The organism is Pedobacter sp. CG_S7, from assembly GCF_040544395.1.
Taxonomy (GTDB): Bacteria; Bacteroidota; Bacteroidia; order Sphingobacteriales; family Sphingobacteriaceae; genus Pedobacter.
The window spans coordinates 144,682-170,811 of sequence record NZ_JBEONS010000004.1; the positions used below are offsets into that span (position 1 = coordinate 144,682).

Sequence of the window (26,130 nt, forward strand, 5' to 3'; positions counted from 1 at the left end):
AAAGATGGGTAAATTAGTAGAAGAATTTAACGACTATCGCACAAAAATGAACGATAGAATTATGGAAACCTCCAACACCAATATTAAAAGGTTTTTTGCTTTAGATACCACCACTTATGCTGAAGGAGCGTTGAATGTGAAAACTAAGGAAATGTTGGGTTTGGTAGCTTCCATGGTGTTGCGTTGCGACGATTGTATAAAATATCATTTAGAAAAATGCTATAATGAAGGGGTGAGTCAGATAGAGATCAATGAAGTATTTATGATTGCCAACCTTGTGGGTGGCTCCATCGTTATACCTCATTATCGCCGTGCGGTAGAATACTGGGATGAATTAAGTTTATAATAGCATGGCTGTAGAACCTAGACGTTGTTCTTGGTGTGGAACTGACCCATTATATGTGAAATACCATGATGAGGAATGGGGTAAACCTATTTATGATGACAAAGTGCTCTTTGAGTTTTTGATTCTGGAAGGGGCACAAGCAGGCTTAAGCTGGATCACAATTTTGCGCCGCAGGGAGGGGTACCGCAATGCCTTTGCTGATTTTGAGGTCCAAAAAGTTGCAGCCTTCACCGACGAAGATGTGGAACGCTTAATGAATGACCCCGGTATCATCAGGAACAGGTTAAAAATAAAGAGCGCCATTAGCAATGCTAAACTTTTTATAACCCTTCAGCAAGAATTTGGTTCTTTCGCCAATTACATATGGGCCTTTTTGCCTGGTAAAAAACCTGTTTTAAATGATGTTACAGGTCCTGAAGGTGTTCCAGCAAGTTCGGTTTTGTCTGATGCCATTAGCAAAGACATGAAGAAACGAGGCTTTAAGTTTTTTGGAACCATCATTTGTTATGCACACATGCAAGCAACAGGAATGGTGAACGATCATTTTGCCGATTGCATCAGCAGGTAAGCCTATTTCTGTAGTGCATTATAAGCACTCACAAAGGCTTCGATGTTTTTTGCATCAAAGCTATCAGTGGCTTTTATTCTTTCCGCAAGGTCTGCGTCACCACTTAATTTCTGCAGCAAAATCGTTTTCACTAGTTCGGTTTCATTCCCTGTATTTCCATCTAAAGGAATTTCCTGGAGCGGCCCTGTTCCTAATTTTTCAATATAATAAACGGCGTTGCGGTTAGCGCCTTTTTGTTTCCTGCTATTTCTGCCACCGCCACCTATTGAAATGCCGCCGCCAATTCCAACACCACCATAACCTCCCGATCCAATTCCGACGCCAAAAGAAGGCATTACCCTAGCCCGCTGTTCTGGAGGCCCTTTCATAACAATATTTCCCATAGCATATAAATTAACCACACCATGCTCCTCCAATTTGAAAAAACGATATTCCATACGCTTTTTTACAACAATTGGTTTGCTTACAAAAGTATTTCCATTCCATAAAAACTCCTTGATGTCTTTCGCCTGATAAGCAATCATTTTATTGTCTGCCAGCAAGTTTACGGTAGTGAAATCTGTACCTTGTATAGTGCCCCTTACAAAGTTGCCATCAGCAATGATCACGGCATCCTGCGCAATAGCACTATTGCCAAGCAGCATTGAAAATACAAATATTAAGGCTCGTTGATATAATTTCATGGTAGACAAGTTTAAAGCGTGTGACTTAGCATTCATTAGTTGAACAAAAATAAAGATAATAAGGCCAGTTTTAATCGCTATTACTAACTTTGATAAAATCCCGGTTTAAAATGAAACTAATATAAGCTTAGAAATAACAACGAATAAATGCTTAAGATAGCTTCACCAAATTAAAAACATAAATATACTAATGAAAAAACTTTTTCTTCTTGATGGTATGGCGCTTATTTATAGGGCGCATTTTGCCCTAAGTAAAAGCCCAAGGTTTACCTCTACCGGTATCAATACCTCTGCCGTTATGGGTTTTGCAAATACCTTAATGGAGGTATTACGGAAAGAAAATCCTACACATATTGCTGTTGTTTTTGATACCGAAGCACCTACCGAGCGCCATACAGATTTTGAAGCCTATAAAGCACATCGCCAGGCAATGCCCGAAGATCTTTCAGCAGCTTTACCTTATGTGTTTAAACTGATAGAAGGCTTTAAAATTCCTGTGATCACCAAAGATGGTTTCGAAGCCGATGACATTATCGGTACTTTAGCCAAGGAAGCAGAGAAAGCAGGATTTACGGTGTATTGCATGACACCTGATAAGGATTTTGCACAGTTGGTATCAGAAAATATACATATTTATAAGCCTGCCCGAATGGGTAATGGCATGGAAATCATTGGTGTAAAAGAAGTTCTAGCCAAATGGGAAATTGTAGACGTTAAACAAGTTATAGATATTTTAGGTTTATGGGGAGATGCCGTAGATAATATTCCAGGCATCCCTGGTATAGGGGAGAAAAATGCTAAACTACTCATCAAACAATATGGTTCGGTAGAAAATATCATTGCCCATGCACATGAGTTAAAAGGCAAACAACGCGAAAATGTAATCATGTTTGCAGAACAGGGAATGATCTCTAAAAAACTGGCTACGATTATACTGGATGTGCCTGTGGAATTTGATGAAAAATCCTTAATACTGGAAGAACCCAGCAGAGAACTGCTTGAGCCCTTATTTGCAGAGCTCGAATTCAGAACCCTGGGCAAGCGCGTTTTTGGGGAAAACTTTACTATTGGCAGCACTGAAAATAATTTTTCTTTACAAACTGATCTTTTTGGCCAGGTTATGGAAGATGAAGGCAGTAAATTGAAGGTGTTTGTTGCGCCTCCATCTTTATTTGAACAGCCTACTGCTAAAACAATACTGGATGTTGAGCACGACTATCAACTTGTTGATACTGCCGAAAAAAGGCAGGTTCTTATCGCCCTGTTACTTCAACAGGAAAGCATTTCTTTTGATACGGAAACTACAGGTACAGACGCAAACATAGCCGAATTGGTTGGTTTATCTTTTTGTATCCAAACAGGAACAGGCTATTATGTTCCTTTACCCGCCGACCAACATGAAGCACAACTGCTGGTTGATGAATTCAGGCCGGTGTTGGAGAACGAAAATATCGCTAAAACAGGGCAAAATATTAAATACGATATTCTGGTCATGAAATGGTACGGTGTTCATCTTAAGGGCCGGTTGTTTGATACCATGCTGGCGCATTACCTGATTGATCCCGATACGCGCCATAACATGGATCTTTTATCGGAGAACTATTTAAATTATCGCCCTATTTCTATTACTACCTTAATAGGTGCCAAAGGTAAAAACCAGGGCACCATGAGGGATGTGCCAGTAGCCCAAGTTGTGGATTACGCTTCAGAAGATGCAGATGTGACTTTACAGCTTGCCCAATTATTTGAGCCCATGTTGAAAGACTTAAATGCCTATCAGCTTGCTGTTGAAGTAGAAAACCCATTGATTTATGTGTTGGCAGACATCGAAAAAGAAGGGGTTAAAATTGATGCCGAAACGCTGCAAAATTATTCTAAAGAGTTGGAGATAGACATCCGAAGGTTTGAAAAATCGGTATTTGAAAAATGTGGTGTAACTTTTAACCTGGCCTCACCAAAGCAATTGGGGGAGGTACTATTTGATAAATTGCAATTAGACCCTAAGGCTAAGAAAACAAAAACAGGTCAGTATCAAACTGGTGAAGATGTTTTATTGGCACTGGCCAGTAAAAGTGATGTTGTAAAAGATATCCTTGATTTCCGCCAGCTGCAAAAATTGAAGTCAACCTACGTGGATGCATTGCCATTATTGGTAAACCCTAAAACCGGAAGGGTGCACACGAGTTTTAACCAGGCTGTTGCAGCTACAGGAAGGTTAAGTTCTAATAACCCAAACTTGCAGAATATTCCAATCCGCACAGAACGGGGCAGGGAAGTACGTAAAGCTTTTATTCCGAGGGATGAAAACCATGTATTACTTTCTGCAGATTATTCGCAGATCGAGCTGCGCATCATTGCTGAAATCAGTAAAGAAGAGAATATGCTGGATGCCTTTAATCGTGGTATTGATATCCATACGGCTACAGCGGCAAAAGTTTATGGCGTTTCTATTGAAGAAGTAAGTGCAGACCAGCGTAGGAATGCTAAGGCTGTAAACTTTGGTATCATATATGGGCAATCCGCTTTTGGCTTGTCTCAGAACCTGGGTATTCCACGTAAAGAGGCTGCTACCATTATTGAACAATATTTTGAGCAATATCCTGGTATTAAAAGATATATGACCGATACCATGAACTTTGCCCGTGAGAATGGTTTTGTAGAAACCATTCTTGGTAGAAGAAGGTATTTGCGCGATATCAATTCTGCCAATCAAACGGTAAGAGGTTTTGCTGAGCGAAATGCAATCAATGCACCGATACAGGGTTCAGCAGCGGATATGATTAAAGTCGCCATGATTAACATTCATCGCGATATTCAAAGCAGGGGCCTTCAATCTAAAATGACTATGCAGGTGCATGATGAGCTTGTGTTTGATGTGCTGCGGACAGAGGTTGCAGAAATGAAGGAAATTATTGCTCACCGAATGAAAACAGCCATTAAAACCACAGTACCTATTGAAGTGGAAATTGGCGAAGGAGAAAATTGGCTGGAAGCACATTAAAATTTATTGCTTTTCGGAAAGACTTTTAAACAAAAGGAGGCTGTCGTAAAAATCACGACAGCCTCCTTTTTCAGATAGATAAGATTACAACTCAATCGTTTCACCTATTACCGGTAAAAACAGTTGTTTATTTTCTCGTTTAAATTTCTTAATAGCTTCATTAGTGTCGATTTCAATAACTGGAAAAGTATTGTAGTGAACACCGATCACCTGATTGCAATTGATATAGTCGGTAGCAACCAGCGCATCATCCACATCCATGGTAAAGTTTCCTCCGATAGGTAAAATAGCATAATCGATCTTGTACAGATCGGTCAGCAACTTCATGTCAGCATTCAAAGAAGTATCACCAGCGTAATAAATAGTTTTACCTCCAGTTTCTATTACAAAACCAGCAGGATTGCCACCATAACTGCCATCAGGCATAGAACTTGAATGTGTAGCCCATACCAGTCGCAGAGTTCCAAAATCAAACTTTTGCTTACCAAAATTCATGGCATGGGTATTGGTGACACCTTGTTTTTCTGCCCATTCCAAAACTTCCACCATTCCAATAACCTTTGCTCTAGTCTGAGCAGCCAAAGTAACCAGGTCAGCAACATGATCTCCATGCCCGTGGCTCACCAAAATATAATCAGCCTCAATGGCTTCTATATTGACGTACTTAGCTAATGGGTTGGGGGTAATAAAAGGATCAATCAAAAACTTGATGCCATCAGCCTCTAAAAGGAAGCAAGAATGCCCATAATAAGTATATTTCATAATGATGAATTAAGCACCAAACATTCCACCGAGTCCACCCAGCATATCTTTAGTTGCTGATTGCATTTCTGTAGCACTCACTTGCTCTGCTTGTACCAGTGCTTTGTTAATTGCCGTAAGCAGCAATTCTTCCAGTTCTTCTTTATCTGCCTGTTTATAGAAACCTTCTTCAATTTCCACCGCCGTAATTACCTTATTTGCGGTAGCAGTAATTTTTATGGCACCACCTTCTACTTCACCGTAAACAAAAACGGTATCTAATCTTTTTTTTATCTCTTCCGCTTTTTGTTGCGCGGCCATTATTTTATCAAACATATCTTGTGTTTTTTATTTAAAACGAAATTAGAGGAAATTAGTTTATTTTTTTTAAAAGCAACTTAATGTAACAGTTCTCTTGATACAAGTAGCTATAAAACGAGTATCAGTTAAACTAGTTTTCTTGGTTTAGCTCTTTCATATTGCGCAGGCCATTTCACGTCGTCACCTAATTCTTGTGCAGCATTTAAAGCAAAATAAGGATCCCTCAAAAGTTCACGCGCCAGGAATATCAGGTCTGCTTGTCCTTTTTCTAAAATTTCTTCTGCTTGTGCGGCTTCAGTAATTAGCCCTACAGCACCGGTTGAAATACCTGTTTCTATCTTGATGCGTTCTGCAAACTGCACCTGGTAACCCGGAAACAGTGGTATTTGCTGTTGCTCTGTCAATCCACCCGATGAACAATCAATTAAATCGACCCCCTTGTTTTTCAACAGAGCGGTAAGCTGTACAGCTTCATCAGCATTCCAGCCGCCATCGGCCCAATCTGTTGCAGAAATGCGCACAAATAATGGGTTTTCTGCTGGCCACACTTCCTGTACACTTTCCAAAATCTCCAGCAATAACCGGATACGGTTTTCAAAACTTCCCCCATAATTATCAGTCCTCAGGTTACTCAATGGCGAGAGAAATTGGTGAATTAAATAACCATGAGCAGCATGTATTTCGATAACTTTATAACCTGCAGTTAGGGAACGAATGGTCGCCGCTTTAAAATCAGCTATTACTTTTTTGATACCTTCGATGTCCAGTGCTTCAGGAGTGACATCAGCTTTATGGAATGGAATAGCACTTGGTGCAAACGTTTCCCAGCGGCCTGCATTGGTGGGCAATTGTTTTGCACCTTCCCATGGCGGACTGCAACTTGCTTTTCTTCCAGCATGTGCCAATTGTATTCCTGCAATGGAACCATGTTCATGAATAAATGCTGTAATTTTTTGTAAATAGCTGATATGCTCATCCTTCCAGATTCCTAGATCGCCGGCAGAGATTCTTCCTTCGGGTGATACCGCACTGGCTTCTTGAATAATCAAGGCCGCGCCGCCAATTGCACGACTGCCTAGGTGTACCAGGTGCCAGTCGCTTGCAAAGCCATCTTCTGAGGAATACTGGCACATTGGGGAGACTACAATTCTGTTTTTTAGGTTAATTGTTTTTATTTTAAAGGGGGAAAAGAGTAAAGACATGAATATTTTGTTTAATTAATAAACAGCAACAGTAGTGTTTTGTTTAGACATGGATGTAACCGCAGTTTCATTTTTATTGATGAAGGCTTCTGTACCATGAAAAGAAAAAAGCTAAAAAGCAGTAATTTAACCAGCTAAAAATACCGGGTTTTATTTTCAATTGCGAATATGAATAAATTGTAAAAAATTAAATAAATATTGCACAACTCAATATTTATTTAAACCTTTGCACCTCAAGTAATTTAAAGAGGGAACCACACAGAAAATGAGCAAGCAAAATACGCATAAACTATCCATCCTGGAAGCAAAAAATATTGCGTCCAGAAGTTTGTTTATTGAACGCTTGCAGCCCGTGTTTTTTGTGACTACCCACCGGCAAAATTATACACCCCGAATTTGAGTTTCATTCTGGATTCAAATCCTTAGAGGTACTGTTCCTCTTCAAATCCAATTAATCTGATTTTTTATCTTTTTTCGTTATCCTATTAATGAATATAAACGATTTTGTAGTGCAGGTTGCACTTCCTGAACATCGTGTTTTTGCAGAAGAAATCTGCGAAGAAATGGCCGAATCAGCTAAAGCCCGTGGTACGGGGATAGCCAAGCGTTCTGCAGATTATGTTGCAGGTAAAATTTTGGATGGTAAAGCTGTTATTGCTTTTCATAAAGATGGCAGCTGGGCTGGTTTTTGTTATATCGAGACCTGGAGCCATGGTATGTTTGTTGCCAATTCTGGTTTGATCGTTAATCCAGCATTCCGAAAGGTAGGGTTGGCACATGCTATTAAACATAAAATATTTGAATTGTCGACTATCAAGTATCCGAAAGCCAAAATATTTGGTCTAACAACGGGTCTTGCCGTCATGAAAATTAACTCTGACCTTGGTTACGAGCCGGTTACTTATTCAGAGTTGACCCAGGATGAAGAATTCTGGAAGGGCTGCCAAAGTTGCGTCAACTTTGAGATCCTGAAAAGTAAGGACCGTAAAAACTGCATGTGCACCGCTATGCTATACGATCCGGCAACACAAAAACATGAAGTCGCTAAAAAGTTTGCCGAACAATTGGAGAAAAAACCAAAGCTTTACGAACGTTTTATGCGCATTAAACAAATGTTAGTGATCAAGAAAACTTGAACACAAAACTTGATTAAATTCTAAATACCTATATTCCATGATGAAACATGCCTTTATGGCTGCTTCATCACCTTTGAAAAACTAATTATATACCAATGAAAAAAAAAGTTGTTTTAGCTTTTAGCGGAGGTCTAGATACCTCATTTTGTTGCATTTATCTTGCTCAGGATCGCGGTTTGGAAGTTCACTCGGTTGTTGTTAACACGGGTGGTTTCTCAGAAAAAGAATTACAGGAAATTGAAGCTCGGGCTTATGCTTTAGGGGTTACTTCTCATGTTGTAGTTGATGAAACAGCCAATTATTACGACAGCTGTGTTAAATACCTGGTATTTGGTAATGTATTGAAAAATGCTACTTATCCGCTTTCAGTAAGTGCGGAACGTGTAAGTCAGGCCACTGCTATTGCTAATTATGTAAAAAAAATAGGGGCAGATTATGTTGCCCATGGCAGTACTGGTGCGGGTAACGACCAGGTTCGTTTTGATATGATCTTTAACATCATCATTCCTAATGTTGAAATTATTACCCCTATCAGGGATTTAAAATTATCCCGTGAGGCGGAAATTGAGTACCTTGAAAATCATGGTGTAAGTTATAGTGCTGAAAAAGCAAGATACTCTATCAATAAAGGGCTTTGGGGAACTTCTGTTGGCGGTAAAGAAACTTTAACCTCTAACGAAACCTTACCTGAAGAAGCTTGGCCAACACAAGTAACAGCAACCGAAGCACGTAAAATTGAGCTCACTTTTGACAAAGGGGAGTTGGTGGCCATTGATGGAGAAACTATGGAACCCGTAAATGCCATACAGAAACTACAGGCTATTGCACAGCCTTATGGTATAGGTCGTGATATCCATGTTGGCGACACCATCATCGGCATTAAAGGTCGTGTTGGTTTTGAAGCTGCAGCACCAATGGTTATCATTAAAGCCCACCATACCTTAGAAAAACATACTTTAACCAAATGGCAGCTTTCCTGGAAAGAACAACTAGGTTCTTTTTATGGAAACTGGTTGCACGAAGGTCAATTTCATGACCCGGTAATGCGCAATATAGAAGCCTTTTTAGCAGATACCCAGAAAACCGTTAGTGGAAAGGTCTTTGTTGAACTACTGCCTTACCGTTTTCAAATTATAGGCATTGAATCAGCACACGATTTAATGAGTAATAAATTCGGTAGTTATGGTGAGATGAACAATTCATGGAGTGGCGAGGACGTAAAAGGCTTCTCTAAAATATTTGGCAACCAGGTAATGATCTGGCATAAAGTAAACAATCATGAAGATTAAAGCAGGCATTGTTGGTGGTGCAGGTTATACTGGCGGCGAAATGATACGCCTGTTAATCAACCATCCTTCAGTAGAAATAGCCTTTGTATTGAGCAACAGCAATGAGGGAAACCCTGTTTCTGCTGTGCATACCGACCTTATTGGCGATACCGACCTTTCCTTTTCTGGTCAGCTGTTACAGGATATTGATGTATTGTTCCTTTGTGTTGGCCATGGTGATGCTAAAAAGTATCTAGCAGCCAACCTCATCAATCCATCCATTAAAATTATTGATTTAAGTCAGGATTTCAGGTTAAAGGCCAATGCAGGGGATTCATGGGTTTACGGCTTGCCGGAATTAAACCGTGAAGCAATAAAAACGGCAAAAAATATAGCCAACCCAGGTTGTTTTGCTACCTGTATTCAATTGGGGCTGCTTCCATTAGCTGCTGCAGGCTTGCTGAAAGAAGAAGTACACATCAATGCAACCACAGGGTCAACTGGTGCCGGACAAAGTTTGTCGCCCACCACCCACTTTAGCTGGAGAAACAATAATCTTTCTGTATATAAACCATTTGATCACCAGCATTTAAATGAAATTGGGGAAAGCTTATTGCAACTTGATGCTGATTTTAACGGTAGTTTAAACTTTATACCCCAGCGTGGAGATTTTTCACGTGGAATTCTTGCGTCCATGTATACTGAATCTGACCTTTCTGCAGAGGAACTTCAGAAACTATATGAAGACTTTTATGCTGACCAGGAATTTACTCACGTGAGCAAGAAAAACGTCGACTTAAAGCAAGTGGTTAATACCAATAAAGCTTTGGTTCATGTAGAAAAGCATGGTTCTAAAGTTTTTATCGTTAGTATTATTGATAATTTATTAAAGGGAGCAAGCGGACAAGCGGTTCAGAATATGAATTTAATGTTTGGCTTACCTGAGCGGCAGGGTCTGGCACTTAAAGCAACGGCCTTCTAGAATTAATAAAAAATCATCTACTTACAAATTCATCGCTCCTAAAAACAATTTTATTGCGATGAAAAACGCCTAAAATGAAATTAAAATGAATTTATTTGATGTTTATCCACTCCATAATATAGAAATTGTTAAAGCCGCCGGAAGCACCGTTTGGGATGCCGAAGGACAAGAATACCTAGATATGTATGGCGGTCATGCCGTTATTTCTATCGGTCATACCCACCCACACTACGTTAAAAGAATTACCGATCAGCTGCATGACCTTGGCTTTTACTCTAACTCGGTTAAAATACCTATTCAAAATGTGCTGGCAGAGAAATTAGGCCAGGTTTCCGGCAAAACGGATTACCAGCTTTTTTTATGTAACTCCGGTGCCGAAGCTAATGAAAATGCTCTAAAACTTGCATCTTTCTATAATGGAAGGAAAAAGGTCATTGCTTTTAAAGGAGCTTTCCATGGTAGAACTTCTCTGGCGGTTGCCGTAACAGATAATACAAGAATTATTGCCCCGGTAAATGAAACTGAAAATGTTGTTTTTCTTCCATACAATGATGTAGCGGCATTGGAAAATGCATTTAGGGATTTCGGTCATGAAATTGCCGCCGTTATTATTGAAGGCATACAAGGTGTTGGCGGTATAAAAGAAGCCTCTATTCCTTTCTTACAAGCCATTCGTCGTTTGTGTGATGAAAATAATGCAGTTTATATTGCCGATAGTGTACAGTGTGGTTATGGCAGAACGGGTCAGTTTTACGCGCATGATATCGCTGGTGTAAATGCTGATATTTATAGCATGGCTAAAGGCATGGGCAATGGTTTTCCAATTGGTGGAATTGCTATCGCTCCAAAATTTAAACCATGGCATGGTATGCTAGGTACCACTTTTGGTGGAAACCACCTGGCTTGTGCAGCAGCACTTGCCGTATTGGAAGTGATGGAACAAGATCAACTGATGGAAAACGCACAAGCTGTTGGAAACTTCCTGGTTGAAGAGCTGAAGAAAATTGAAGGCATTGTTGAAATCCGTGGTCGTGGTTTAATGATTGGTATTGAATTACCTGCAGATAAACCTGACGTGAAAAAGAACCTGTTATTTAAACAACATATTTTTACGGGAGAAGCTAAGCCTAATGTGATTAGGTTATTGCCAGCATTGAATTTAACAATGGAGCAGGCCAATCAATTTTTAGAAAACTTTAAAATCGCTTTAAAAGGATGAAACAATTTACCTCAGTAGCAGATGTTGCCGATATCAAGCAATTGGTAGATGCAGCCTTAGCTTTAAAAAATAACCCCTATGCAGACCAGCAATTGGGAAAAAATAAAACATTGGGACTTATTTTCTTAAACCCAAGCTTACGTACCAGGTTAAGCACGCAGAAAGCGGCCATCAATTTAGGCATGTCTGTAATAGTGATGAACATGGATAAAGAAGGCTGGGCCCTGGAGACCCAGGATGGCATAGTGATGAACGGAACTACTGTAGAGCATATCCGCGAAGCTGCAGCCGTTATGGGTCAATATTGCGATATTCTGGGCCTGCGTTCTTTCCCTAAGCTAATCAATAGGGAAGAAGATTATAACGAAGATTTCTTCAATAAATTTATTGCCTACTGCGGCGTACCCGTGGTAAGTTTAGAAAGTGCTACCCGTCATCCTTTACAAAGTCTGGCAGATTTAGTGACCATTAAAGAAACCTGGAAAGGTGCAGCAAAACCGAAAGTTGTTTTAACCTGGGCGCCGCATGTTAAAGCATTGCCACAAGCTGTACCGAACTCCTTCTCAGAATGGATGTGTAAAGCACAGCAAGAAGGCATGGTAGATTTTACCATTGCACACCCTGCAGGTTTTGAGTTGATGGAGGATTTTACCCCGGGAGCAACAATTACCCATAACCTAGAAGAAGCTTTAAACGGCGCAGATTACGTTTATGTAAAAAACTGGTCCAGTTATGAGGAGTATGGAAAGGTTTTACCTTTCCCGGAAGGATGGATGCTGACCAATGATCATTTGAAAAATACCAATAACGCTAAAGTAATGCATTGCTTACCTGTTAGAAGAAACCTGGAGTTGTCGGCCGAAGTATTAGACGGACCTCATTCTTTAGTGATCCACGAAGCTGGAAACCGCTTATGGGCTGCGCAAGCGGTTTTGAAAGACCTTTTACAAGATTTAACTTAGTCTATTAATTGAAAGAAATGGAGCAACTTACCGTCGTAAAAATTGGTGGAAATGTAATTGATGATTCTGCAAACCTACACCGTTTCTTATTAGCGTTCACAGCCCTGCCCGGTAAAAAAATATTAGTGCACGGAGGTGGAAAGGTAGCCACAGATTTAGGGGTTTCCCTCGGTGTGGAAGCAAAACTGGTAGAAGGCAGGCGCATCACTGACATTGAAACGCTAAAAGTGGTAACCATGATATATGCTGGTTTAATCAATAAAAATATGGTGGCACAGTTGCAGGCTAAAGGTTGCAATGCCATAGGTTTAAGTGGTGCAGATGGCAACATTATCCAAGCAGTAAAGCGCCCGGTGGTAACCATCGACTACGGTTTTGTGGGCGATCTACAAGAAACTTCCGTTAACTCCAGTACCCTCAGCAGCCTTTTACAGGCAAACTTGACCCCTGTTTTTTGTGCCATTACCCACGATGGAGAAGGGCAGCTATTGAATACCAATGCAGATACGATTGCCTCGGCAGTAGCCGTGGCCATGTCTGCTTTTTATGATACCAGCCTGGTTTACTGCTTTGAGAAAAAAGGGGTGTTGAAGGATGTGGAAGATGAAACTTCACTGGTAAAGGTAATCAGGAGCAATGAATTTGAAGGGTTAAAAGAAGCAGGCATCGTTTCTGGAGGGATGATCCCGAAGCTGCACAATGCCTTTGAGGCCATAAAAGCTGGGGTCAACACCGTATATATCGGTAAAGCAGATGAGTTGTCCCTCATCAATGAACAAAATTTTGGAACGCGTTTAATCTCCTGATCATGGAAAAGTATCAAGGTAAAATCGCTATCTTAGGTAGTGGAAATATCGGCCTCTCTTTGGCGAAAGGCTTAGTAAAAGCCAATTATATACAAGCAGCACAAATTTGCTTAACAAGGCGCAATATAGCTCTTCTGGAGCCTTTTGCGACCCAAGGCTTTATTGTTTCTGCCGACAATGCTGCCGCTGTAGCTGGTGCAGATATTATTGTTTTGGCCGTTTTACCCCAACAACTCAACCAGCTCTTAGATCAGATCAGCAGTTTTATTGACCCCCAAAAACACCTCCTCATTTCGGTTGCTTCTGGAGTTACCTGTCAGGATATCCGTTCCCGTTTAACAGAACAGGTGCATGTAGTGAGGGCTATGCCGAATACCGCTATTGCCATCGGACAATCAATGACTTGTGTCGCTACCGATAATGGCAGCGAGGGGCAGGTTAAAGAAGTTACCCGGATGTTTGAAACGGTGGGTGCTGTGGTTAAAATTAATGAAGACCTGATGACTGCAGCTACCGCTTTATGCGCCTGTGGTATCGCTTTCTTTTTAAGAGCAATCCGTGCGGCTTCGCAAGGTGGTGTTGAAATAGGCTTCCATGCCGACGAAGCCTTGAAAATGGCTGTTCAAACCGCTAAAGGTGCTGCAGATTTACTGCTGCAAATGCAATCTCATCCTGAACAGGAAATTGATAAAGTAACTTCCCCAAAGGGATGTACCATTGCCGGATTAAACGAAATGGAGCACAATGGCTTCAGTTCTTCATTAATTAAAGGCATTAAATTATCTGCACAAAAAGCAGGAAACTTATATACTAAAGAATAGTATGACCGCACAACTGCAAGAGGCTAGCTTAGCCTTGTTACAACAACTCATCAGCATACAATCTTTTAGTAAGGAAGAAACAAAAACTGCTGCTGCGATTGTGCAATTTTTACAGGACAGAAAGGTTAAAACCCATCGGAAACATAACAATGTTTGGGCTTATAATTTACATTTTGATCCGTTAAAACCAACCATACTGCTCAATTCTCATCACGATACGGTAAAACCAAATCCAGGTTATACCCGTAATCCTTATGCCCCGGAAATTGAAGTCGGCAAGTTATTTGGCCTGGGTAGTAATGATGCCGGCGGGTGCCTGGTGTCGTTGATCGCTACTTTTCTATACTTTTATGAACAGGAGGGTTTAAGTTATAACCTTTGTTTGGCGGCAACGGCAGAAGAGGAAATCTCTGGTGTGAATGGCCTGGAATGTATATTGCCCGATCTTGGTGAACTGGAGTTTGCCATTGTTGGCGAACCTACCTTAATGAACCTTGCTATTGCAGAACGTGGTTTATTGGTTTTGGATTGTACCGTACATGGTAAAGCCGGACATGCGGCTAGAGAAGAAGGGGATAATGCCATTTATAAGGCATTGAAGGATATGGAATGGTTCCGTAATTACCGTTTTTCTAAGGTGTCTGAGGTCTTTGGACCGCTTAAAATGTCGGTGACGATCATTAACGCTGGCTCTCAACATAATGTAGTGCCAGCTGTTTGTACGTTTACTGTTGATGTGCGGGTAACTGATGCTTATTCCAATGAAGAGGTTTTAAGGATTATCAAGACCAATGTTGATTGCGATGTGAAACCGCGTTCAACAAGGTTAAAGCCTTCTTCCATTGATAAAGCACACCCTTTTGTGCAGTCTGGCATCGCGCTTGGAAGGAGTACTTATGGTTCTCCAACAACGTCAGATCAGGCTTTACTTAGCATCCCATCAGTCAAAATAGGCCCTGGTGATTCTGCACGTTCGCACATGGCAGATGAATATGTTTTTGTTGATGAAATTGGCGAAGGCATACAGCTTTATATCGAAATGTTGAAACCTGTTATTCAAGGCAAATAATCCTGCTTAATTACCCTCTCGGGATTTATACTTATTTTTACAATAAATGCCTAAAAGTAATTTTGAGGTATAAGCTTCATCAGCTTATTTATAAATTATTATATCTTACTAATAAATAAGAATAAACGGTTAGGTACAAGCTTCATGACCGTTAAAAAACAATAACATCTAATGAAAATCTGGCAAAAAAATATAGACGTAAATAAAGACATTGAAACTTTTACTGTAGGTAAAGACAGGGAGCTGGATTTAGAAATGGCTTCTTTTGATGTATTAGGTTCCCTTGCGCATGCAGAAATGCTGGAAAGTATTGGTTTACTTACCACAGCCGAACTTTTAAGCATACAAAAAGAACTTAAAAATATTTATTCCGAAATAGAAGCCGGTAAATTTGTGATCGAAAGTACCGTAGAGGATGTTCACTCGCAGATAGAATGGCTGTTAACAAAAAGAATCGGCGAAGCGGGAAAAAAAATCCATAGTGGCCGTTCGCGGAATGACCAGGTACTGGTAGACCTGAAATTATTTTTTAGACACCGCATTGAAGAAATGGTGGGCAATACCAACGTATTATTCCAGGAGTTACAAACCCTAAGCGAAACCCATAAGGACAAATTGTTACCCGGTTATACCCATTTGCAAATTGCCATGCCTTCTTCTTTTGGCTTGTGGTTTGGCGCTTATGCAGAAAGTTTAGTAGATGACATGGAAGTTATGCTGGCTGCCTGGAAGATTTGTAACAAAAACCCTTTAGGCTCTGCTGCGGGTTATGGCTCTTCATTTCCATTAAACAGAACAATGACCACCAATTTATTGGGTTTTGAAGCTTTAAATTACAATGTGGTCTATGCACAAATGGGAAGAGGTAAAACAGAACGCATTTTGGCACAGGCTATGTCTTCCATTGCGGCTTCACTGGCTAAAATGGCCATGGATGTTTGCTTGTTCATCAACCAGAACTTTGCATTTATCAGTTTCCCAGATGAGCTTACAACAGGATCGAGCATTATGCCCCATAAAAAGAACCCTGACGTGTTTGAGCTCATTCGCTCCCGCTGTAATAAAATACAGGCATTGCCTAATGAAATTGCCATGATGACCACCAATTTGCCATCAGGCTACCACCGAGACCTGCAGCTATTAAAGGAAAACCTTTTTCCGGCTATCAATTCCCTGAATGAATGTTTAACCATGGCTACTTTTATGCTGCAAAACATCAGCATCAAAGCTGATATCTTAAGCGATAAAAAATATGCTTATTTGTTTAGTGTAGAAGTGGTGAACGATTTAGCGCTTAAAGGCGTTCCTTTTAGGGAGGCTTATAAAATAGTTGGACAGACCATTGAAAATGGTACCTTTCAACCAAATACGCAAGTTAACCATACTCATGAGGGCAGTATTGGTAATTTATGCAATGAAGAGATTGCCCAAATGATGAACGAAGTATTGGTGCAGTTTAAATTTGAAAAGACTAATGAAGCCATAGATAAATTGCTGGCTTAAATTTTTTACCATATAAATTAATAAAATGAATGTATCCGTATTAGCAAGCGCGATTATTGGCTCTGAAATCATTAAAATAGGTAATGAGGTGAACGAGTTAAAAAGTAAGGGTGCAGAAATTGCAAACCTGACTATAGGTGATTTTAATCCTGCCATTTTCCCCATACCAGAAGAATTAAAGACTGAAATTATTGCTGCTTATAATGATCACCAGACTAATTATCCGCCTGCAGATGGTATTTTACATTTGCGCGAAGTGGTGTCTGACCTGTTAAAAGATCGTTTTAATTTAAGCTACACGCCAAAAGAAATTTTAATCTCTGCGGGTTCCCGTCCTTTAATTTATTCTACATTCCTGGCGCTTATTGATCCAGGGGATAAAGTTATTTTTCCTGCACCTTCATGGAACAATAACCACTACTGTCATTTAACTTCCGCAGTGGGAATAACCATTGAAAGCCTAGAGGAAAACAACTTCATGCCGGTGGCATCGCAAATTAAACCACATCTTAAAGGAGCGACTTTATTGGCACTTTGTTCGCCGTTGAACCCCACAGGGACTATGTTTTCTGAAGAGCAACTGGCAGAAATCTGCGATTTAGTGTTAGAAGAAAACAAATCCAGACCTGCGGGAGAGAAGCCTTTGTACATCATGTACGATCAGATTTACTCTTTATTAACTTTCGGTAAAGAACACATCAATCCGGTGAGCTTAAGGCCAGCGTTAAAAGATTATGTGATCTTTATTGATGGGATATCTAAATGTGTTGCTGCAACAGGGGTAAGGGTAGGCTGGGGCTTTGGGCCAGATGCTGTTATGAGCAAAATGAAAGCTATTTTAGGCCACATGGGTGCCTGGGCTCCAAGAGCAGAACAGGTAGCGGTAGCTAAATACTTCAAGAACTCTAAGCAGGTTGACGAATTTTTGAGCCGTTTTAAAAATCAGATCCAGTTAAGTCTGAATGAGATTTATAATGGTTTCCAGAATTTAAAAAAGGAAGGTTTTGCGGTGGATGCTATTGAGCCCATGGGTGCAATCTACCTGACTTTAAAAATTGACTATATCGGTAAAACCACTCCTGATGGTGATTTGCTGAAAGATAGTGCTGATGTGAATTTTTACCTTATTAAAGCGGCAGGTGCTGCATTGGTTCCTTTCTCTGCTTTTGGTAATGATGACAATATGGCTTGGTTCAGGGCTTCTGTGGGAGCTTGTACTTTAGCAGATATTAAAGCAATGATGCCAAGAATTAAAATGGCTTTAAGTCAGTTGAAATAGTCGTTATTAACTTTAGTTTGGCTAATGTTTAGTGGCTACCTACTTGCGACCTGGTAGCGACCTGATTCGGACCTCGTTGCGGAAATTCGGTACGAGGTGCGGCGGAGGTGCGGATGAAAGGAGGGTGAGGTAAAGGGCAATGGTTATTGAAAGTTTAGTTGTGGTTTATGAAAGCCTGACTGGATGCTGTGAACAAACAGTAAGGGCTGTAAATCATATATTTACAGCCCTTACTGTTTGTTAAATACAGCTAAGTCTTTTTTGAAATAAATTCATAAATGAAGAAGTTTTCGCGGCCTTTGTTATCATTACTTTCTTATTTGAATTCTGATGTTTTATGGAATTCAATTTCCGGATAATCACGTTGTGTCATGTTGATCATAAACTCATTATCTGCCAGAAAAACAGGATGACCATCTTTATCTTGGCCTACATGTAATTGTTTACGTTTCACAAACTCTTCCAGTTTTTTCTTGTCTTTTGAAGTAACCCAGTTTGATCTGGTATAGCTTAGCGTTCTAAAAAATGCTTTAGCACCATATTCATGCTCTAATCTAAAAGCAATAACTTCAAACTGAAGTTCACCAACCGCACCAATTATCTTTCTGTTTCCTGGTTGCTGCGTAAATAGCTGGGCAACGCCTTCCTCTGTAAGCTGCTGTATACCTTTCTCCAGTTGTTTCGTTTTTAGAGGGTCTCTATTCTCAACTTCCTTAAATATCTCAGGAGAGAAGCTTGGAATGCCTTTAAACTTTAACATCTCGCCTTCAGTTAGTGTGTCGCCGATTTTAAAGTTCCCACTATCGTATAAACCGACAACATCACCAGGCCATGCTTCTTCGACAATACTTTTTTCATTGGCCATAAAATCCATTGGGTTGGAAAATTTCAGTTTTTTATTCTGGCGGGTATGGAAGTAAAACTTATTGCGTTCAAATTTGCCAGAACAAACCCTTAAAAAGGCAATTCTATCTCGGTGCTTGGGGTCTAAATTGGCATGTATTTTAAATACAAAGCCTGTAAAGGCTTTCTCCCCAACTAATATTTCTCTTTGCTCCGCTTCACGGCTTCTAGGGCTTGGGGCAATTTTAATAAAGGTATCTAGCAATTCTTTTATACCAAAGTTATTTATGGCGCTACCAAAAAATACTGGAGCCAACAAACCTTCGGTATACATACTTTGATCTAAATCGCCATAAACGCCATTTACCAACTCCAGGTCTCCTTTAAGTTCTTCGAGTTCTTTTACCTTTAAAAATTTCTCCAGGTTTTTATCGTTCAGGTCATTAACCTCAATTACGTTGGCGCTGATTTTAGTCTTATCAGGCTCAAACAGGTTTAAGTGTTTGTTATAAATGCTGTATACGCCCTTAAATGTATGCCCTTGACCAATAGGCCAGGATAATGGGCAGAGACTGATGTTTAATTTCTGTTCAATTTCATCCAGTAAGTCGAAAGCATCCTTACCTTCCCGGTCCATTTTGTTGATGAAAATAATGACCGGAGTATTGCGCATGCGACAAACAGCCATCAGTTTTTCAGTCTGTTCCTCTACACCTTTTACACAGTCGACCACCAGGATAACACTATCCACTGCAGATAAAGTTCTGTAGGTATCTTCGGCAAAATCCTTGTGACCAGGGGTATCCAATATATTAATACGCTTGCCATTGTATTCAAAGCCCATTACCGAAGTTGCAACAGATATACCACGCTGCTTCTCAATCTCCATAAAATCTGAAGTATTACTTTGATTAGCTTTATTCCGTTTTACCGCACCTGCGGTATTAATGGCACCACCAAAAAGTAAGAACTTTTCAGTTAGTGTGGTTTTACCAGCATCCGGGTGACTTATAATGGCAAATGTTTTTCTTTTTTCTATTTCTGGGTGGATCATAAAGATTTAAGCGTATGTGCTTGAATGAAGCTGCAAAGATAAATATAAAATACAAAAGAAAAACCGGCCATTTACGACCGGTTTTTCTTTTAAATAATGCTCTAGTTATCCTCTGCCGTCTCTCGAGGTTCTGCTGCTGCTTTGTGGTTGACTATTTCCGCGGCTTTCATTGCTTCTTGAAGGGGCACTTTGTTGTACCCGCTCCTGTCTTTGTTGTTGTTGTTGCTGACGGGATTCATTTTGTGACCGCTGCTGTTGTTGACGAGCGTTTGATTGCTCTTGTTGTTGTGGTGCTTGTCGTTGTTGGCTCTCTGCACGCTCTTGTTGTTGAGCCTGGGCTTGTTGCTGTGCTTGGGCTTGTTGTTGTTGACGGGATTCATTTTGTGAACGCTGTTGTTGTTGACGAGCGTTTGATTGCTCTTGTTGTTGTGCTTGTCGTTGTTGGCTCTCTACACGCTCTTGTTGTTGAGCCTGTGCTTGTTGCTGGCGGCCCTGCGCCGGTCTTTGTTGAGCTTGTCGCTCTTGACTCTGCGCACGTTCCTGTTGTTGTACCTGTGCCTGTTCGCGTTGTGTACGCTGTGCTTCGCTTCTTTGAGATGGAGTTGCAGTAGAACCATCCTGACGGGTTGTTCTACTAGAGGTTACGCCTGTGGCCCTGTTACTTTCCACATTGTTACGCTGTGTATTGCTGCTGCGTTCACTTGTTCTACCGGTCTGGTTGGCGGGTGCTGAAACATCCCCTCTGGCGGAACGGCTCTGGTTATTACTGCTGTTATTCGTCCGGTTGTTACGGCTTGCAGTATATTCACTTTCAGAACTAACCTTTCTTGGTGCAGCATTTCTGTTATCCTTATTTCGGTTCGATCTTGGGTTGTAAATATTTACGGTATTATTAGAAATAGTAGACCTTCCAGACCTGTCTGTGCGGTTTAATTGATAAACATTCACATCACGGTTAGTGGCACGTCTGATATCATCACGTCTAGGACCAGTAAAATAAGTATTTCTATTGCGTTGGCCTGTGTAATTAATAATGGTCGTGTTATTGATGATCGTTACATTTCTGTAGCTGCGGTAGCTTGGGAACCTATCATAATAAATATTTCTTTGGGGCACAAATACCCACCAAGAGTTTGGAATGCGATAACCACCCCCCAAGTTAATGTTGATGTTAATGCCTGGACCTAAAGGTGCCCAGCCGTAATAACCACCACCACTTCTCCAGCTTACCCATGCAGGGCCCCAGGTAGTATCAGGAATCCAAACCCAATCATTATAGCGGTTGTTAACCCATCTGCCATAGTGGAAAGGTGCCCATCCCCAATCATAATCAGAAACCCAAGTGTTACCGTATTCGGTCATCACCCATCTGCCATCATTATAATATGGTCTGAAATCTTGCTGATCTACATCAGGTCGCCATACATATCCATATTGAGAATCATTTATCCAGGTACCGTAAGGAGAGAGTTCATCGTAAAAGGTTTGTAGCGAGATGTCATCATCTTGCGCTTGTACTTTAAGTGCTGATCCGGTCAGGAGGAGTATAAGTCCTAACATGAATACCGGGAGTTTGAACAATTTTTTCATAGCTGTGTGTATAACCTAATCATTTATATTCAATAAGAGTTCCAAAATAAACAATGGTTTAATTTACAGCTGAAATATTACATTTCAAAACAATAAAAAGGCCTAATTATATTCTCTGGAAGCTTTTATCGGCAGGTAAATATTTGTATACATTAAAATACAATTTGGGGAATAATGGAATAAAAAACAAACAGCCTTCTTTTTACCCATTATTATTATCTTCTTTTGTATCGTGAAAGCATCAGCTTACAAAAAACAAGCAATCAATAAAAGCTTCATCACCGTTAAAAAACATAAATATACTAATGAAAAAAGGCACCTTATATTTAGTTCCAGTTCCTTTAGCAGAAAATGCGGCCACAAAAACTTTTACCCCTTATTTGGTGGAAACCATTAATGCTATTGACACCTATATTGTAGAAAACGAAAAAACAGCACGTAAATTTTTAAAAGAAGCAGGTTTAAAACTGCCACAAAGTGAATTGGTTATTCATGATTATGGCAAACATAAACGTACAGCCTCATTGGTTCCGTTTTTCAAAGAGTTAATGAGCGGTAAAAATGTTGGTTTAATGAGCGAGGCCGGTTGTCCGGGTATTGCAGATCCAGGAGCAGATATTGTTGCAGAAGCGCATCGCCGTGGAATTACTGTTGTGCCAATGGTAGGGCCAAATTCAATTATTCTGGCTTTAATGGCTTCAGGTTTTAACGGACAAAGTTTTACTTTTCACGGTTACCTGCCAATAGATAAAGTAGAACGTGGCAAACGCATTAAAGAACTCGAACAATTAGCGGAAAAGAATAAACAAACGCAAATGTTTATGGAAACACCTTTCAGAAATAATTCTCTTTTAGAAGATGTATTGAAGAATGCGGCGCCACAAACATTGTTGTGTATTGCTTGTAACCTTACTTCGGCAGATGAATATGTAAAAACTCTTTCTGTTGCACAATGGCGCGAGGAAAGGTTAGATCTACATAAAAAACCAGCTATTTTTCTTTTATACCGCTTGTTTCAATAGTATGATCCCGATCAGCGGTACATGCTTTTTCCTTCGATGAAAGCAATAACGTGATCGGGAACAAAATATTGGATATTCTTTTTATCCTTAATGGATTTACGGATAAAAGTAGAAGAGATGTCCATTTGAGGCGTTTCTGTCAAGATAATAGAGGTATGGTTTTTCCATTCCTCTACACTTATACCCGGCCTTGGGTAGACATAAATTTCGTAGTTTTTTAAAATCACCTCATAATTTTTCCATTTCTTAAAGGAAGCAAGGTTATCTGCCCCCATAATGATGGCAAACTCCTTATTTGGATATTTCTCTTCTAAAAAAGTAAGGGTATCAATGGTATAAGAGGGCTGTGGCAGGCTAAATTCAATGTCGCTCACTTTAAGTTGTAACGAATTCTCCGTTGCAAGCCTAACCATTTCCAGTCGGTCATAACTATTTGATAAACCTTTTTTGTTTTTAAAAGGATTGTGTGGCGACACGACCATCCAAACTTCATCTAGTTCAGTATAGTTTGCCATATAATTGGCTATGATGAGGTGCCCCAGGTGTATGGGATTGAAAGAACCAAAAAACAGCCCTGTTTTCATGCTTGGTTATTCTTTAATAAAGTTATCGATCAATCGCTCAGCTTCCTGGCATGCAACATCAAGGTCATAATTTTTCAAGATCACATCAAACTTATCTGCGTATTGTAGTTCTTTTTCTGCTTTAATAAAGCGTTCTTTTAATTTGGCCAAGCTATCAGTACCACGACCAGTTAAGCGTTCTTTTAAAACTTCTAAAGAGGGCGGCTGAACAAATATTGCCAAGGCATTTTCTTCGTATTTTCTTTTTAAACGAAGACCGCCTTCTACATCGATGTCAAAAATAACATGCTTACCTTCATTCCAGATACGCTGAATTTCTGAACGCAGAGTTCCATAGAAAGTTCCATTGTATACTTCTTCAAATTCTACAAATTCCTGACGGGCAACTTTATGAAGGAAAGCCTCTTTAGAAATAAAATAGTAATCTTTTTCATGTTCTTCATCACCTCTTGCTTCGCGTGTAGTGGCCGAGATGGAGAAACTCAAAAAAGGATATTTTTGAAGTAAATGTTTTACTATTGTTGTTTTTCCGGCTCCAGATGGTGCCGAAAATATAATGAGTTTACCTTGTTTCATTGTTGTATCCATACTGCTATAAAACGTTTAGCAGTTGTTCTTTAATTTTTTCTAGTTCTTCTTTCATGCCAACCACCAACTGTTGTATTTGTGCATCATTTGCTTTTGCACCCATGGTATTGATTTCTCTGCCTATTTCCTGAGAAATAAAACCTAATTTTTTACCGTTGGCATCTTTACCTTTAAGGGTTTCCATGAAATAATCGCAATGACTTTTTAACCGGATCCGTTCTTCAGTAATATCTAATTTGTCGATATAATAGATCAATTCTTGTTCAAGACGATTTTGATCAATATTGATTTTAACTAGGTTTTCTTCTAAAAATTGATTTAGCCTTGCTTTTACCTGAGGGATTCTTAAAGGTGCTAAAACCTCCACCTTGGCAAATAATTTAAGGATGTTTTTAATGCGCAATTCCAGGTCTTCATTTAAAACATTGCCTTCGGTTAACCTAAACTGGTTAAAGTTTCCTAAAGCATTTAAAAACGTTTGGTGTAAAACTATCCAGTCATTTTCATTGCTATCCTCTTCAGTATAACTAATTACGTCAGGAAAATTTAAGGCAGTTTGCAATAGGTTGCTTGAATTTGCACCGAGCTCTTCATTTATTACAGCTAGCTGATTGTAATATTTTTTTAAAAGTTCTGCGTTAATTTGTGCACCTTTTTGCTGCTCATCGGTACGTTCCATGTTAATGGTTACGCCTACTTTTCCGCGTTCAATATCTTTACTGCACAGGTTTCGTAAAAATAACTCCTTGTCGCTGTACGCTCTGGGAAGCTTTAAATTCAGTTCCAAGAACTTACTGTTTAAAGATTTGATCTCTACTGAAAATTTAACATTTTCATGATCTGTAGAAGCCAGGCCAAAGCCTGTCATTGATTTTATCATGTGCAAAGATATAATATATTGTTTAATGGTTGAAAACTATGGGTATTAAATAGTTTTAACATCCTTAAGCCAATTAACTTTTTTTAACACGCAGCCTTAATAACAATGACTAAATTTGTGAAAAATAATTTTTGAACTTTGAATCGTGTATTGATGCAAAGTTCAATACCCCTAAATTAAAACCAATGAAATTAAAGCTTAAATATATTTTTATCCTGCACTTGTTGTGTCTAATGACCTGTTTTTTCGGGGCTTCTGCTCAAGAAAATGGGATCATAAAGGGGGTCGTGATGGAAAAAGGAACACCTACACGGATTACTAATGCTGTTGTTTTTAATAAAACCACCATTATTAGTGTGAATAGCAATGACTTTGGTTTGTTTCAGATCAGGGCAGTAATCGGAGATACGCTGCAGATTTTTAAGCAGGATTATTTAGATGTACAGGTGGTGGTAGTATCAGAAAAGGATATTTTAGTTCATTTAATTAAAGGTAGTACGACCCTTAGCCAGGTTAATATTTATGGCCAAACTAAAAAGCAGGAAATGAATGACATTAAACAGGAATTTAGAAATAAAGGATCATATTATGCAGGTAAGCCACCCTTGCTTTCCTATGTTTTCACTCCCTTGACAGCCATTTATGAGTTATTTGGCCGTACGCCTAAAAATGCAAGACGATTTGGGAAATATTACACTTCAGAGCTTCGACAAACTGAAATAGATGGCTTTTTTAATGAGTCAAAGATTCAGAAGCATACTGATTTAAAGGATAAAGAGCTGGAAGAATTTATGTTAAACTACCGTCCTGATTACGAAGTGGTGAAAAAATGGAATGAATACGACGCCATTAAATACATCAAGGATTCTTATGAAAAGTACAAAATGAGCACGCTTAAAAAGTAATTTTATATAGAAAGTGCTTCGCAGGTTTTTTCTGCAGCTATCTTTTCAGCGTTCTTTTTATTGTAATCTTTTCCTATTCCGAAGCTTTCGCCATCAATAACTGCCTGGATGGTGAAGAGTTTAGGACTGTCGCCTTCACTATTTTCAATAATTTCAAAAGTGATGTCTTTTCCCTGTCTTTGACACCATTCAATTAACTTGCTTTTGAAATTGGTTTCTGTCAATTCTAGTGTATGGATGTCAATATAAGGCTTAACAATCCGTTTTAGGAGGAAATCTTTAGTGAAATTATAACCTTTATCGAGGTAAACGGCACCAATAAGGGCTTCAAAAGCATCACCAAGCATGGAGTGATGTTTAGTTTGGGCATTGACCATTTTTTGGTCAAAAACAATAAGCTGGTCGAAGCCCATTTTACGGGCAAGTTGATTTAAATTAGCCCTGTTAACAATTTTAGAACGCATTTCGGTGAGGAAACCTTCATCCTTGTAGGGATAACTTTTAAAAAGCAATTCTGCAATAACGGAGCCTAATATGGCATCGCCAAGAAATTCAAGTCTTTCGTTACTACTTTTACTGCCATTTTTCAGCAGTTTTGCTACAGACCGATGCCTGAATGCCATTTTATATAAAACGGCATTACCTGGCACAAAGCCTAAAATGTTTTTTAGCTTTTTTATAAACTCCCTATCTGGTGATAAATGGAGCTTATATAATTTAAATAATGGCATTAAAATTCAAACATCACTTTTCTTTT

The 26,130-nt window shown here is 39.5% G+C and carries 25 protein-coding genes; 15 read left to right on the forward strand and 10 right to left on the reverse strand.

Going from position 1 to position 26,130, the window contains the following annotated elements; all coding sequences use genetic code 11:
* The first annotated feature begins 4 nt into the window (after positions 1-4).
* Together AAKU52_RS04440 and AAKU52_RS04445 are read left to right on the forward strand one after the other, a co-directional pair.
* A complete protein-coding gene (locus AAKU52_RS04440; RefSeq protein ID WP_354330654.1) occupies positions 5-346 on the forward strand; it encodes a carboxymuconolactone decarboxylase family protein in 342 nt (113 codons plus the stop codon).
* Between the two features lie 4 nt (positions 347-350).
* The gene (locus tag AAKU52_RS04445) at positions 351-914 is read left to right on the forward strand and encodes a DNA-3-methyladenine glycosylase I (RefSeq protein WP_354330656.1); all 564 of its coding nucleotides are present in this window, start codon (positions 351-353) and stop codon (positions 912-914) included.
* Between the two features lie 2 nt (positions 915-916).
* Here the strand turns inward: AAKU52_RS04445 and AAKU52_RS04450 are convergent, their stop codons facing one another.
* A complete protein-coding gene (locus AAKU52_RS04450) occupies positions 917-1,597 on the reverse strand; it encodes a hypothetical protein (RefSeq protein ID WP_354330658.1) in 681 nt (226 codons plus the stop codon).
* 190 nt (positions 1,598-1,787) lie between these two features.
* Here AAKU52_RS04450 and polA point away from each other — a divergent pair, with 190 nt between their 5' ends.
* Positions 1,788-4,598 carry a DNA polymerase I gene (gene polA / locus AAKU52_RS04455; protein ID WP_354330660.1) on the forward strand — a complete coding sequence of 937 codons (2,811 nt, stop codon included), beginning with the start codon at positions 1,788-1,790 and terminating at the stop codon, positions 4,596-4,598.
* Positions 4,599-4,682: 84 nt separating this feature from the next.
* Here polA and AAKU52_RS04460 read toward each other — a convergent pair whose 3' ends face one another.
* The 3 genes from AAKU52_RS04460 to namA all read right to left on the reverse strand — a co-directional run bounded on the left by AAKU52_RS04460 (position 4,683) and on the right by namA (position 6,862).
* The gene (locus AAKU52_RS04460; protein ID WP_354330662.1) at positions 4,683-5,360 is read right to left on the reverse strand and encodes a metal-dependent hydrolase; all 678 of its coding nucleotides are present in this window, start codon (positions 5,358-5,360) and stop codon (positions 4,683-4,685) included.
* Positions 5,361-5,369: 9 nt separating this feature from the next.
* Positions 5,370-5,675 (reverse strand): YbaB/EbfC family nucleoid-associated protein, encoded by a 306-nt coding sequence (locus AAKU52_RS04465; RefSeq protein ID WP_354330663.1) that lies wholly within the window; start codon positions 5,673-5,675, stop codon positions 5,370-5,372.
* A 110-nt stretch (positions 5,676-5,785) separates the two neighbouring features.
* Positions 5,786-6,862 (reverse strand): NADPH dehydrogenase NamA, encoded by a 1,077-nt coding sequence (gene namA, locus AAKU52_RS04470; protein WP_354330665.1) that lies wholly within the window; start codon positions 6,860-6,862, stop codon positions 5,786-5,788.
* A 488-nt stretch (positions 6,863-7,350) separates the two neighbouring features.
* Here namA and AAKU52_RS04475 point away from each other — a divergent pair, with 488 nt between their 5' ends.
* The 10 genes from AAKU52_RS04475 (at position 7,351) to AAKU52_RS04520 (ending at position 17,907) form a co-directional block, all read left to right on the forward strand.
* Positions 7,351-7,998 (forward strand): GNAT family N-acetyltransferase, encoded by a 648-nt coding sequence (locus AAKU52_RS04475; protein WP_354330667.1) that lies wholly within the window; start codon positions 7,351-7,353, stop codon positions 7,996-7,998.
* A gap of 95 nt (positions 7,999-8,093) precedes the next feature.
* On the forward strand, positions 8,094-9,287 hold the full coding sequence (gene argG / locus AAKU52_RS04480) for an argininosuccinate synthase (protein WP_354330669.1): 1,194 nt from the start codon (positions 8,094-8,096) through the stop codon (positions 9,285-9,287).
* Positions 9,277-10,248, forward strand: a complete 972-nt coding sequence (gene argC / locus AAKU52_RS04485) for an N-acetyl-gamma-glutamyl-phosphate reductase (protein WP_354330671.1) — start codon at positions 9,277-9,279, stop codon at positions 10,246-10,248. Before argG ends, argC begins: the two co-directional genes overlap by 11 nt.
* Positions 10,249-10,333: 85 nt before the next feature.
* Positions 10,334-11,467 (forward strand): aspartate aminotransferase family protein, encoded by a 1,134-nt coding sequence (locus AAKU52_RS04490; RefSeq protein WP_354330673.1) that lies wholly within the window; start codon positions 10,334-10,336, stop codon positions 11,465-11,467.
* A complete protein-coding gene (locus AAKU52_RS04495) occupies positions 11,464-12,429 on the forward strand; it encodes a Rossmann-fold NAD(P)-binding domain-containing protein (protein ID WP_354330675.1) in 966 nt (321 codons plus the stop codon). Before AAKU52_RS04490 ends, AAKU52_RS04495 begins: the two co-directional genes overlap by 4 nt.
* Positions 12,430-12,446: 17 nt before the next feature.
* The gene (argB, locus tag AAKU52_RS04500; RefSeq protein WP_354330677.1) at positions 12,447-13,235 is read left to right on the forward strand and encodes an acetylglutamate kinase; all 789 of its coding nucleotides are present in this window, start codon (positions 12,447-12,449) and stop codon (positions 13,233-13,235) included.
* 2 nt (positions 13,236-13,237) lie between these two features.
* On the forward strand, positions 13,238-14,056 hold the full coding sequence (proC, locus tag AAKU52_RS04505) for a pyrroline-5-carboxylate reductase (RefSeq protein WP_354330680.1): 819 nt from the start codon (positions 13,238-13,240) through the stop codon (positions 14,054-14,056).
* A gap of 1 nt (position 14,057) precedes the next feature.
* Positions 14,058-15,125: a M20 family metallo-hydrolase gene (locus AAKU52_RS04510; protein ID WP_354330682.1), complete on the forward strand. Its 1,068-nt coding sequence runs from the start codon at positions 14,058-14,060 to the stop codon at positions 15,123-15,125.
* 171 nt (positions 15,126-15,296) lie between these two features.
* Positions 15,297-16,628 carry an argininosuccinate lyase gene (gene argH / locus AAKU52_RS04515; protein WP_354330684.1) on the forward strand — a complete coding sequence of 444 codons (1,332 nt, stop codon included), beginning with the start codon at positions 15,297-15,299 and terminating at the stop codon, positions 16,626-16,628.
* A gap of 25 nt (positions 16,629-16,653) precedes the next feature.
* Positions 16,654-17,907, forward strand: coding sequence for a pyridoxal phosphate-dependent aminotransferase (locus AAKU52_RS04520; protein ID WP_354330686.1), 1,254 nt, complete (start codon positions 16,654-16,656; stop codon positions 17,905-17,907).
* 316 nt (positions 17,908-18,223) lie between these two features.
* Here AAKU52_RS04520 and AAKU52_RS04525 read toward each other — a convergent pair whose 3' ends face one another.
* The gene (locus AAKU52_RS04525) at positions 18,224-19,804 is read right to left on the reverse strand and encodes a peptide chain release factor 3 (RefSeq protein WP_354330688.1); all 1,581 of its coding nucleotides are present in this window, start codon (positions 19,802-19,804) and stop codon (positions 18,224-18,226) included.
* Positions 19,805-19,909: 105 nt separating this feature from the next.
* Complete coding sequence (locus tag AAKU52_RS04530; RefSeq protein WP_354330690.1) at positions 19,910-21,394, reverse strand: DUF6600 domain-containing protein; 1,485 nt, start codon at positions 21,392-21,394, stop codon at positions 19,910-19,912.
* Positions 21,395-21,699: 305 nt separating this feature from the next.
* Between AAKU52_RS04530 and AAKU52_RS04535 the strand changes: the two genes are divergently transcribed.
* Complete coding sequence (locus tag AAKU52_RS04535; protein ID WP_354330693.1) at positions 21,700-22,416, forward strand: SAM-dependent methyltransferase; 717 nt, start codon at positions 21,700-21,702, stop codon at positions 22,414-22,416.
* Positions 22,417-22,427: 11 nt separating this feature from the next.
* Here the strand turns inward: AAKU52_RS04535 and nadD are convergent, their stop codons facing one another.
* The 3 genes from nadD to AAKU52_RS04550 are packed head-to-tail and all read right to left on the reverse strand — an operon-like array spanning position 22,428 to position 24,456.
* Positions 22,428-23,000, reverse strand: coding sequence for a nicotinate (nicotinamide) nucleotide adenylyltransferase (gene nadD, locus AAKU52_RS04540; protein ID WP_354330695.1), 573 nt, complete (start codon positions 22,998-23,000; stop codon positions 22,428-22,430).
* A gap of 6 nt (positions 23,001-23,006) precedes the next feature.
* Positions 23,007-23,576 (reverse strand): guanylate kinase, encoded by a 570-nt coding sequence (gene gmk, locus AAKU52_RS04545; RefSeq protein ID WP_354330737.1) that lies wholly within the window; start codon positions 23,574-23,576, stop codon positions 23,007-23,009.
* A 16-nt stretch (positions 23,577-23,592) separates the two neighbouring features.
* Positions 23,593-24,456: a YicC/YloC family endoribonuclease gene (locus tag AAKU52_RS04550; RefSeq protein WP_354330739.1), complete on the reverse strand. Its 864-nt coding sequence runs from the start codon at positions 24,454-24,456 to the stop codon at positions 23,593-23,595.
* A gap of 197 nt (positions 24,457-24,653) precedes the next feature.
* Between AAKU52_RS04550 and AAKU52_RS04555 the strand changes: the two genes are divergently transcribed.
* Positions 24,654-25,373 (forward strand): hypothetical protein, encoded by a 720-nt coding sequence (locus AAKU52_RS04555; RefSeq protein WP_354330697.1) that lies wholly within the window; start codon positions 24,654-24,656, stop codon positions 25,371-25,373.
* 2 nt (positions 25,374-25,375) lie between these two features.
* On the opposite strand, the gene rnc is transcribed toward AAKU52_RS04555, so the two are convergent.
* Positions 25,376-26,104, reverse strand: coding sequence for a ribonuclease III (gene rnc, locus AAKU52_RS04560; protein ID WP_354330698.1), 729 nt, complete (start codon positions 26,102-26,104; stop codon positions 25,376-25,378).
* Positions 26,105-26,130 lie beyond the last annotated feature (26 nt).

What these genes read in the sequence shown, in the direction of transcription:
- AAKU52_RS04440 (WP_354330654.1), top strand. Translation starts at nt 5, where the DNA reads ATGGGTAAATTAGTAGAAGAATTTAACGACTATCGCACAAAAATGAAC.
- AAKU52_RS04445 (WP_354330656.1), top strand. Translation starts at nt 351, where the DNA reads ATGGCTGTAGAACCTAGACGTTGTTCTTGGTGTGGAACTGACCCATTA.
- AAKU52_RS04450 (WP_354330658.1), bottom strand. Translation starts at nt 1,597, where the DNA reads ATGAAATTATATCAACGAGCCTTAATATTTGTATTTTCAATGCTGCTT.
- polA (WP_354330660.1), top strand. Translation starts at nt 1,788, where the DNA reads ATGAAAAAACTTTTTCTTCTTGATGGTATGGCGCTTATTTATAGGGCG.
- AAKU52_RS04460 (WP_354330662.1), bottom strand. Translation starts at nt 5,360, where the DNA reads ATGAAATATACTTATTATGGGCATTCTTGCTTCCTTTTAGAGGCTGAT.
- AAKU52_RS04465 (WP_354330663.1), bottom strand. Translation starts at nt 5,675, where the DNA reads ATGTTTGATAAAATAATGGCCGCGCAACAAAAAGCGGAAGAGATAAAA.
- namA (WP_354330665.1), bottom strand. Translation starts at nt 6,862, where the DNA reads ATGTCTTTACTCTTTTCCCCCTTTAAAATAAAAACAATTAACCTAAAA.
- AAKU52_RS04475 (WP_354330667.1), top strand. Translation starts at nt 7,351, where the DNA reads ATGAATATAAACGATTTTGTAGTGCAGGTTGCACTTCCTGAACATCGT.
- argG (WP_354330669.1), top strand. Translation starts at nt 8,094, where the DNA reads ATGAAAAAAAAAGTTGTTTTAGCTTTTAGCGGAGGTCTAGATACCTCA.
- argC (WP_354330671.1), top strand. Translation starts at nt 9,277, where the DNA reads ATGAAGATTAAAGCAGGCATTGTTGGTGGTGCAGGTTATACTGGCGGC.
- AAKU52_RS04490 (WP_354330673.1), top strand. Translation starts at nt 10,334, where the DNA reads ATGAATTTATTTGATGTTTATCCACTCCATAATATAGAAATTGTTAAA.
- AAKU52_RS04495 (WP_354330675.1), top strand. Translation starts at nt 11,464, where the DNA reads ATGAAACAATTTACCTCAGTAGCAGATGTTGCCGATATCAAGCAATTG.
- argB (WP_354330677.1), top strand. Translation starts at nt 12,447, where the DNA reads ATGGAGCAACTTACCGTCGTAAAAATTGGTGGAAATGTAATTGATGAT.
- proC (WP_354330680.1), top strand. Translation starts at nt 13,238, where the DNA reads ATGGAAAAGTATCAAGGTAAAATCGCTATCTTAGGTAGTGGAAATATC.
- AAKU52_RS04510 (WP_354330682.1), top strand. Translation starts at nt 14,058, where the DNA reads ATGACCGCACAACTGCAAGAGGCTAGCTTAGCCTTGTTACAACAACTC.
- argH (WP_354330684.1), top strand. Translation starts at nt 15,297, where the DNA reads ATGAAAATCTGGCAAAAAAATATAGACGTAAATAAAGACATTGAAACT.
- AAKU52_RS04520 (WP_354330686.1), top strand. Translation starts at nt 16,654, where the DNA reads ATGAATGTATCCGTATTAGCAAGCGCGATTATTGGCTCTGAAATCATT.
- AAKU52_RS04525 (WP_354330688.1), bottom strand. Translation starts at nt 19,804, where the DNA reads ATGATCCACCCAGAAATAGAAAAAAGAAAAACATTTGCCATTATAAGT.
- AAKU52_RS04530 (WP_354330690.1), bottom strand. Translation starts at nt 21,394, where the DNA reads ATGAAAAAATTGTTCAAACTCCCGGTATTCATGTTAGGACTTATACTC.
- AAKU52_RS04535 (WP_354330693.1), top strand. Translation starts at nt 21,700, where the DNA reads ATGAAAAAAGGCACCTTATATTTAGTTCCAGTTCCTTTAGCAGAAAAT.
- nadD (WP_354330695.1), bottom strand. Translation starts at nt 23,000, where the DNA reads ATGAAAACAGGGCTGTTTTTTGGTTCTTTCAATCCCATACACCTGGGG.
- gmk (WP_354330737.1), bottom strand. Translation starts at nt 23,576, where the DNA reads ATGAAACAAGGTAAACTCATTATATTTTCGGCACCATCTGGAGCCGGA.
- AAKU52_RS04550 (WP_354330739.1), bottom strand. Translation starts at nt 24,456, where the DNA reads ATGACAGGCTTTGGCCTGGCTTCTACAGATCATGAAAATGTTAAATTT.
- AAKU52_RS04555 (WP_354330697.1), top strand. Translation starts at nt 24,654, where the DNA reads ATGAAATTAAAGCTTAAATATATTTTTATCCTGCACTTGTTGTGTCTA.
- rnc (WP_354330698.1), bottom strand. Translation starts at nt 26,104, where the DNA reads ATGCCATTATTTAAATTATATAAGCTCCATTTATCACCAGATAGGGAG.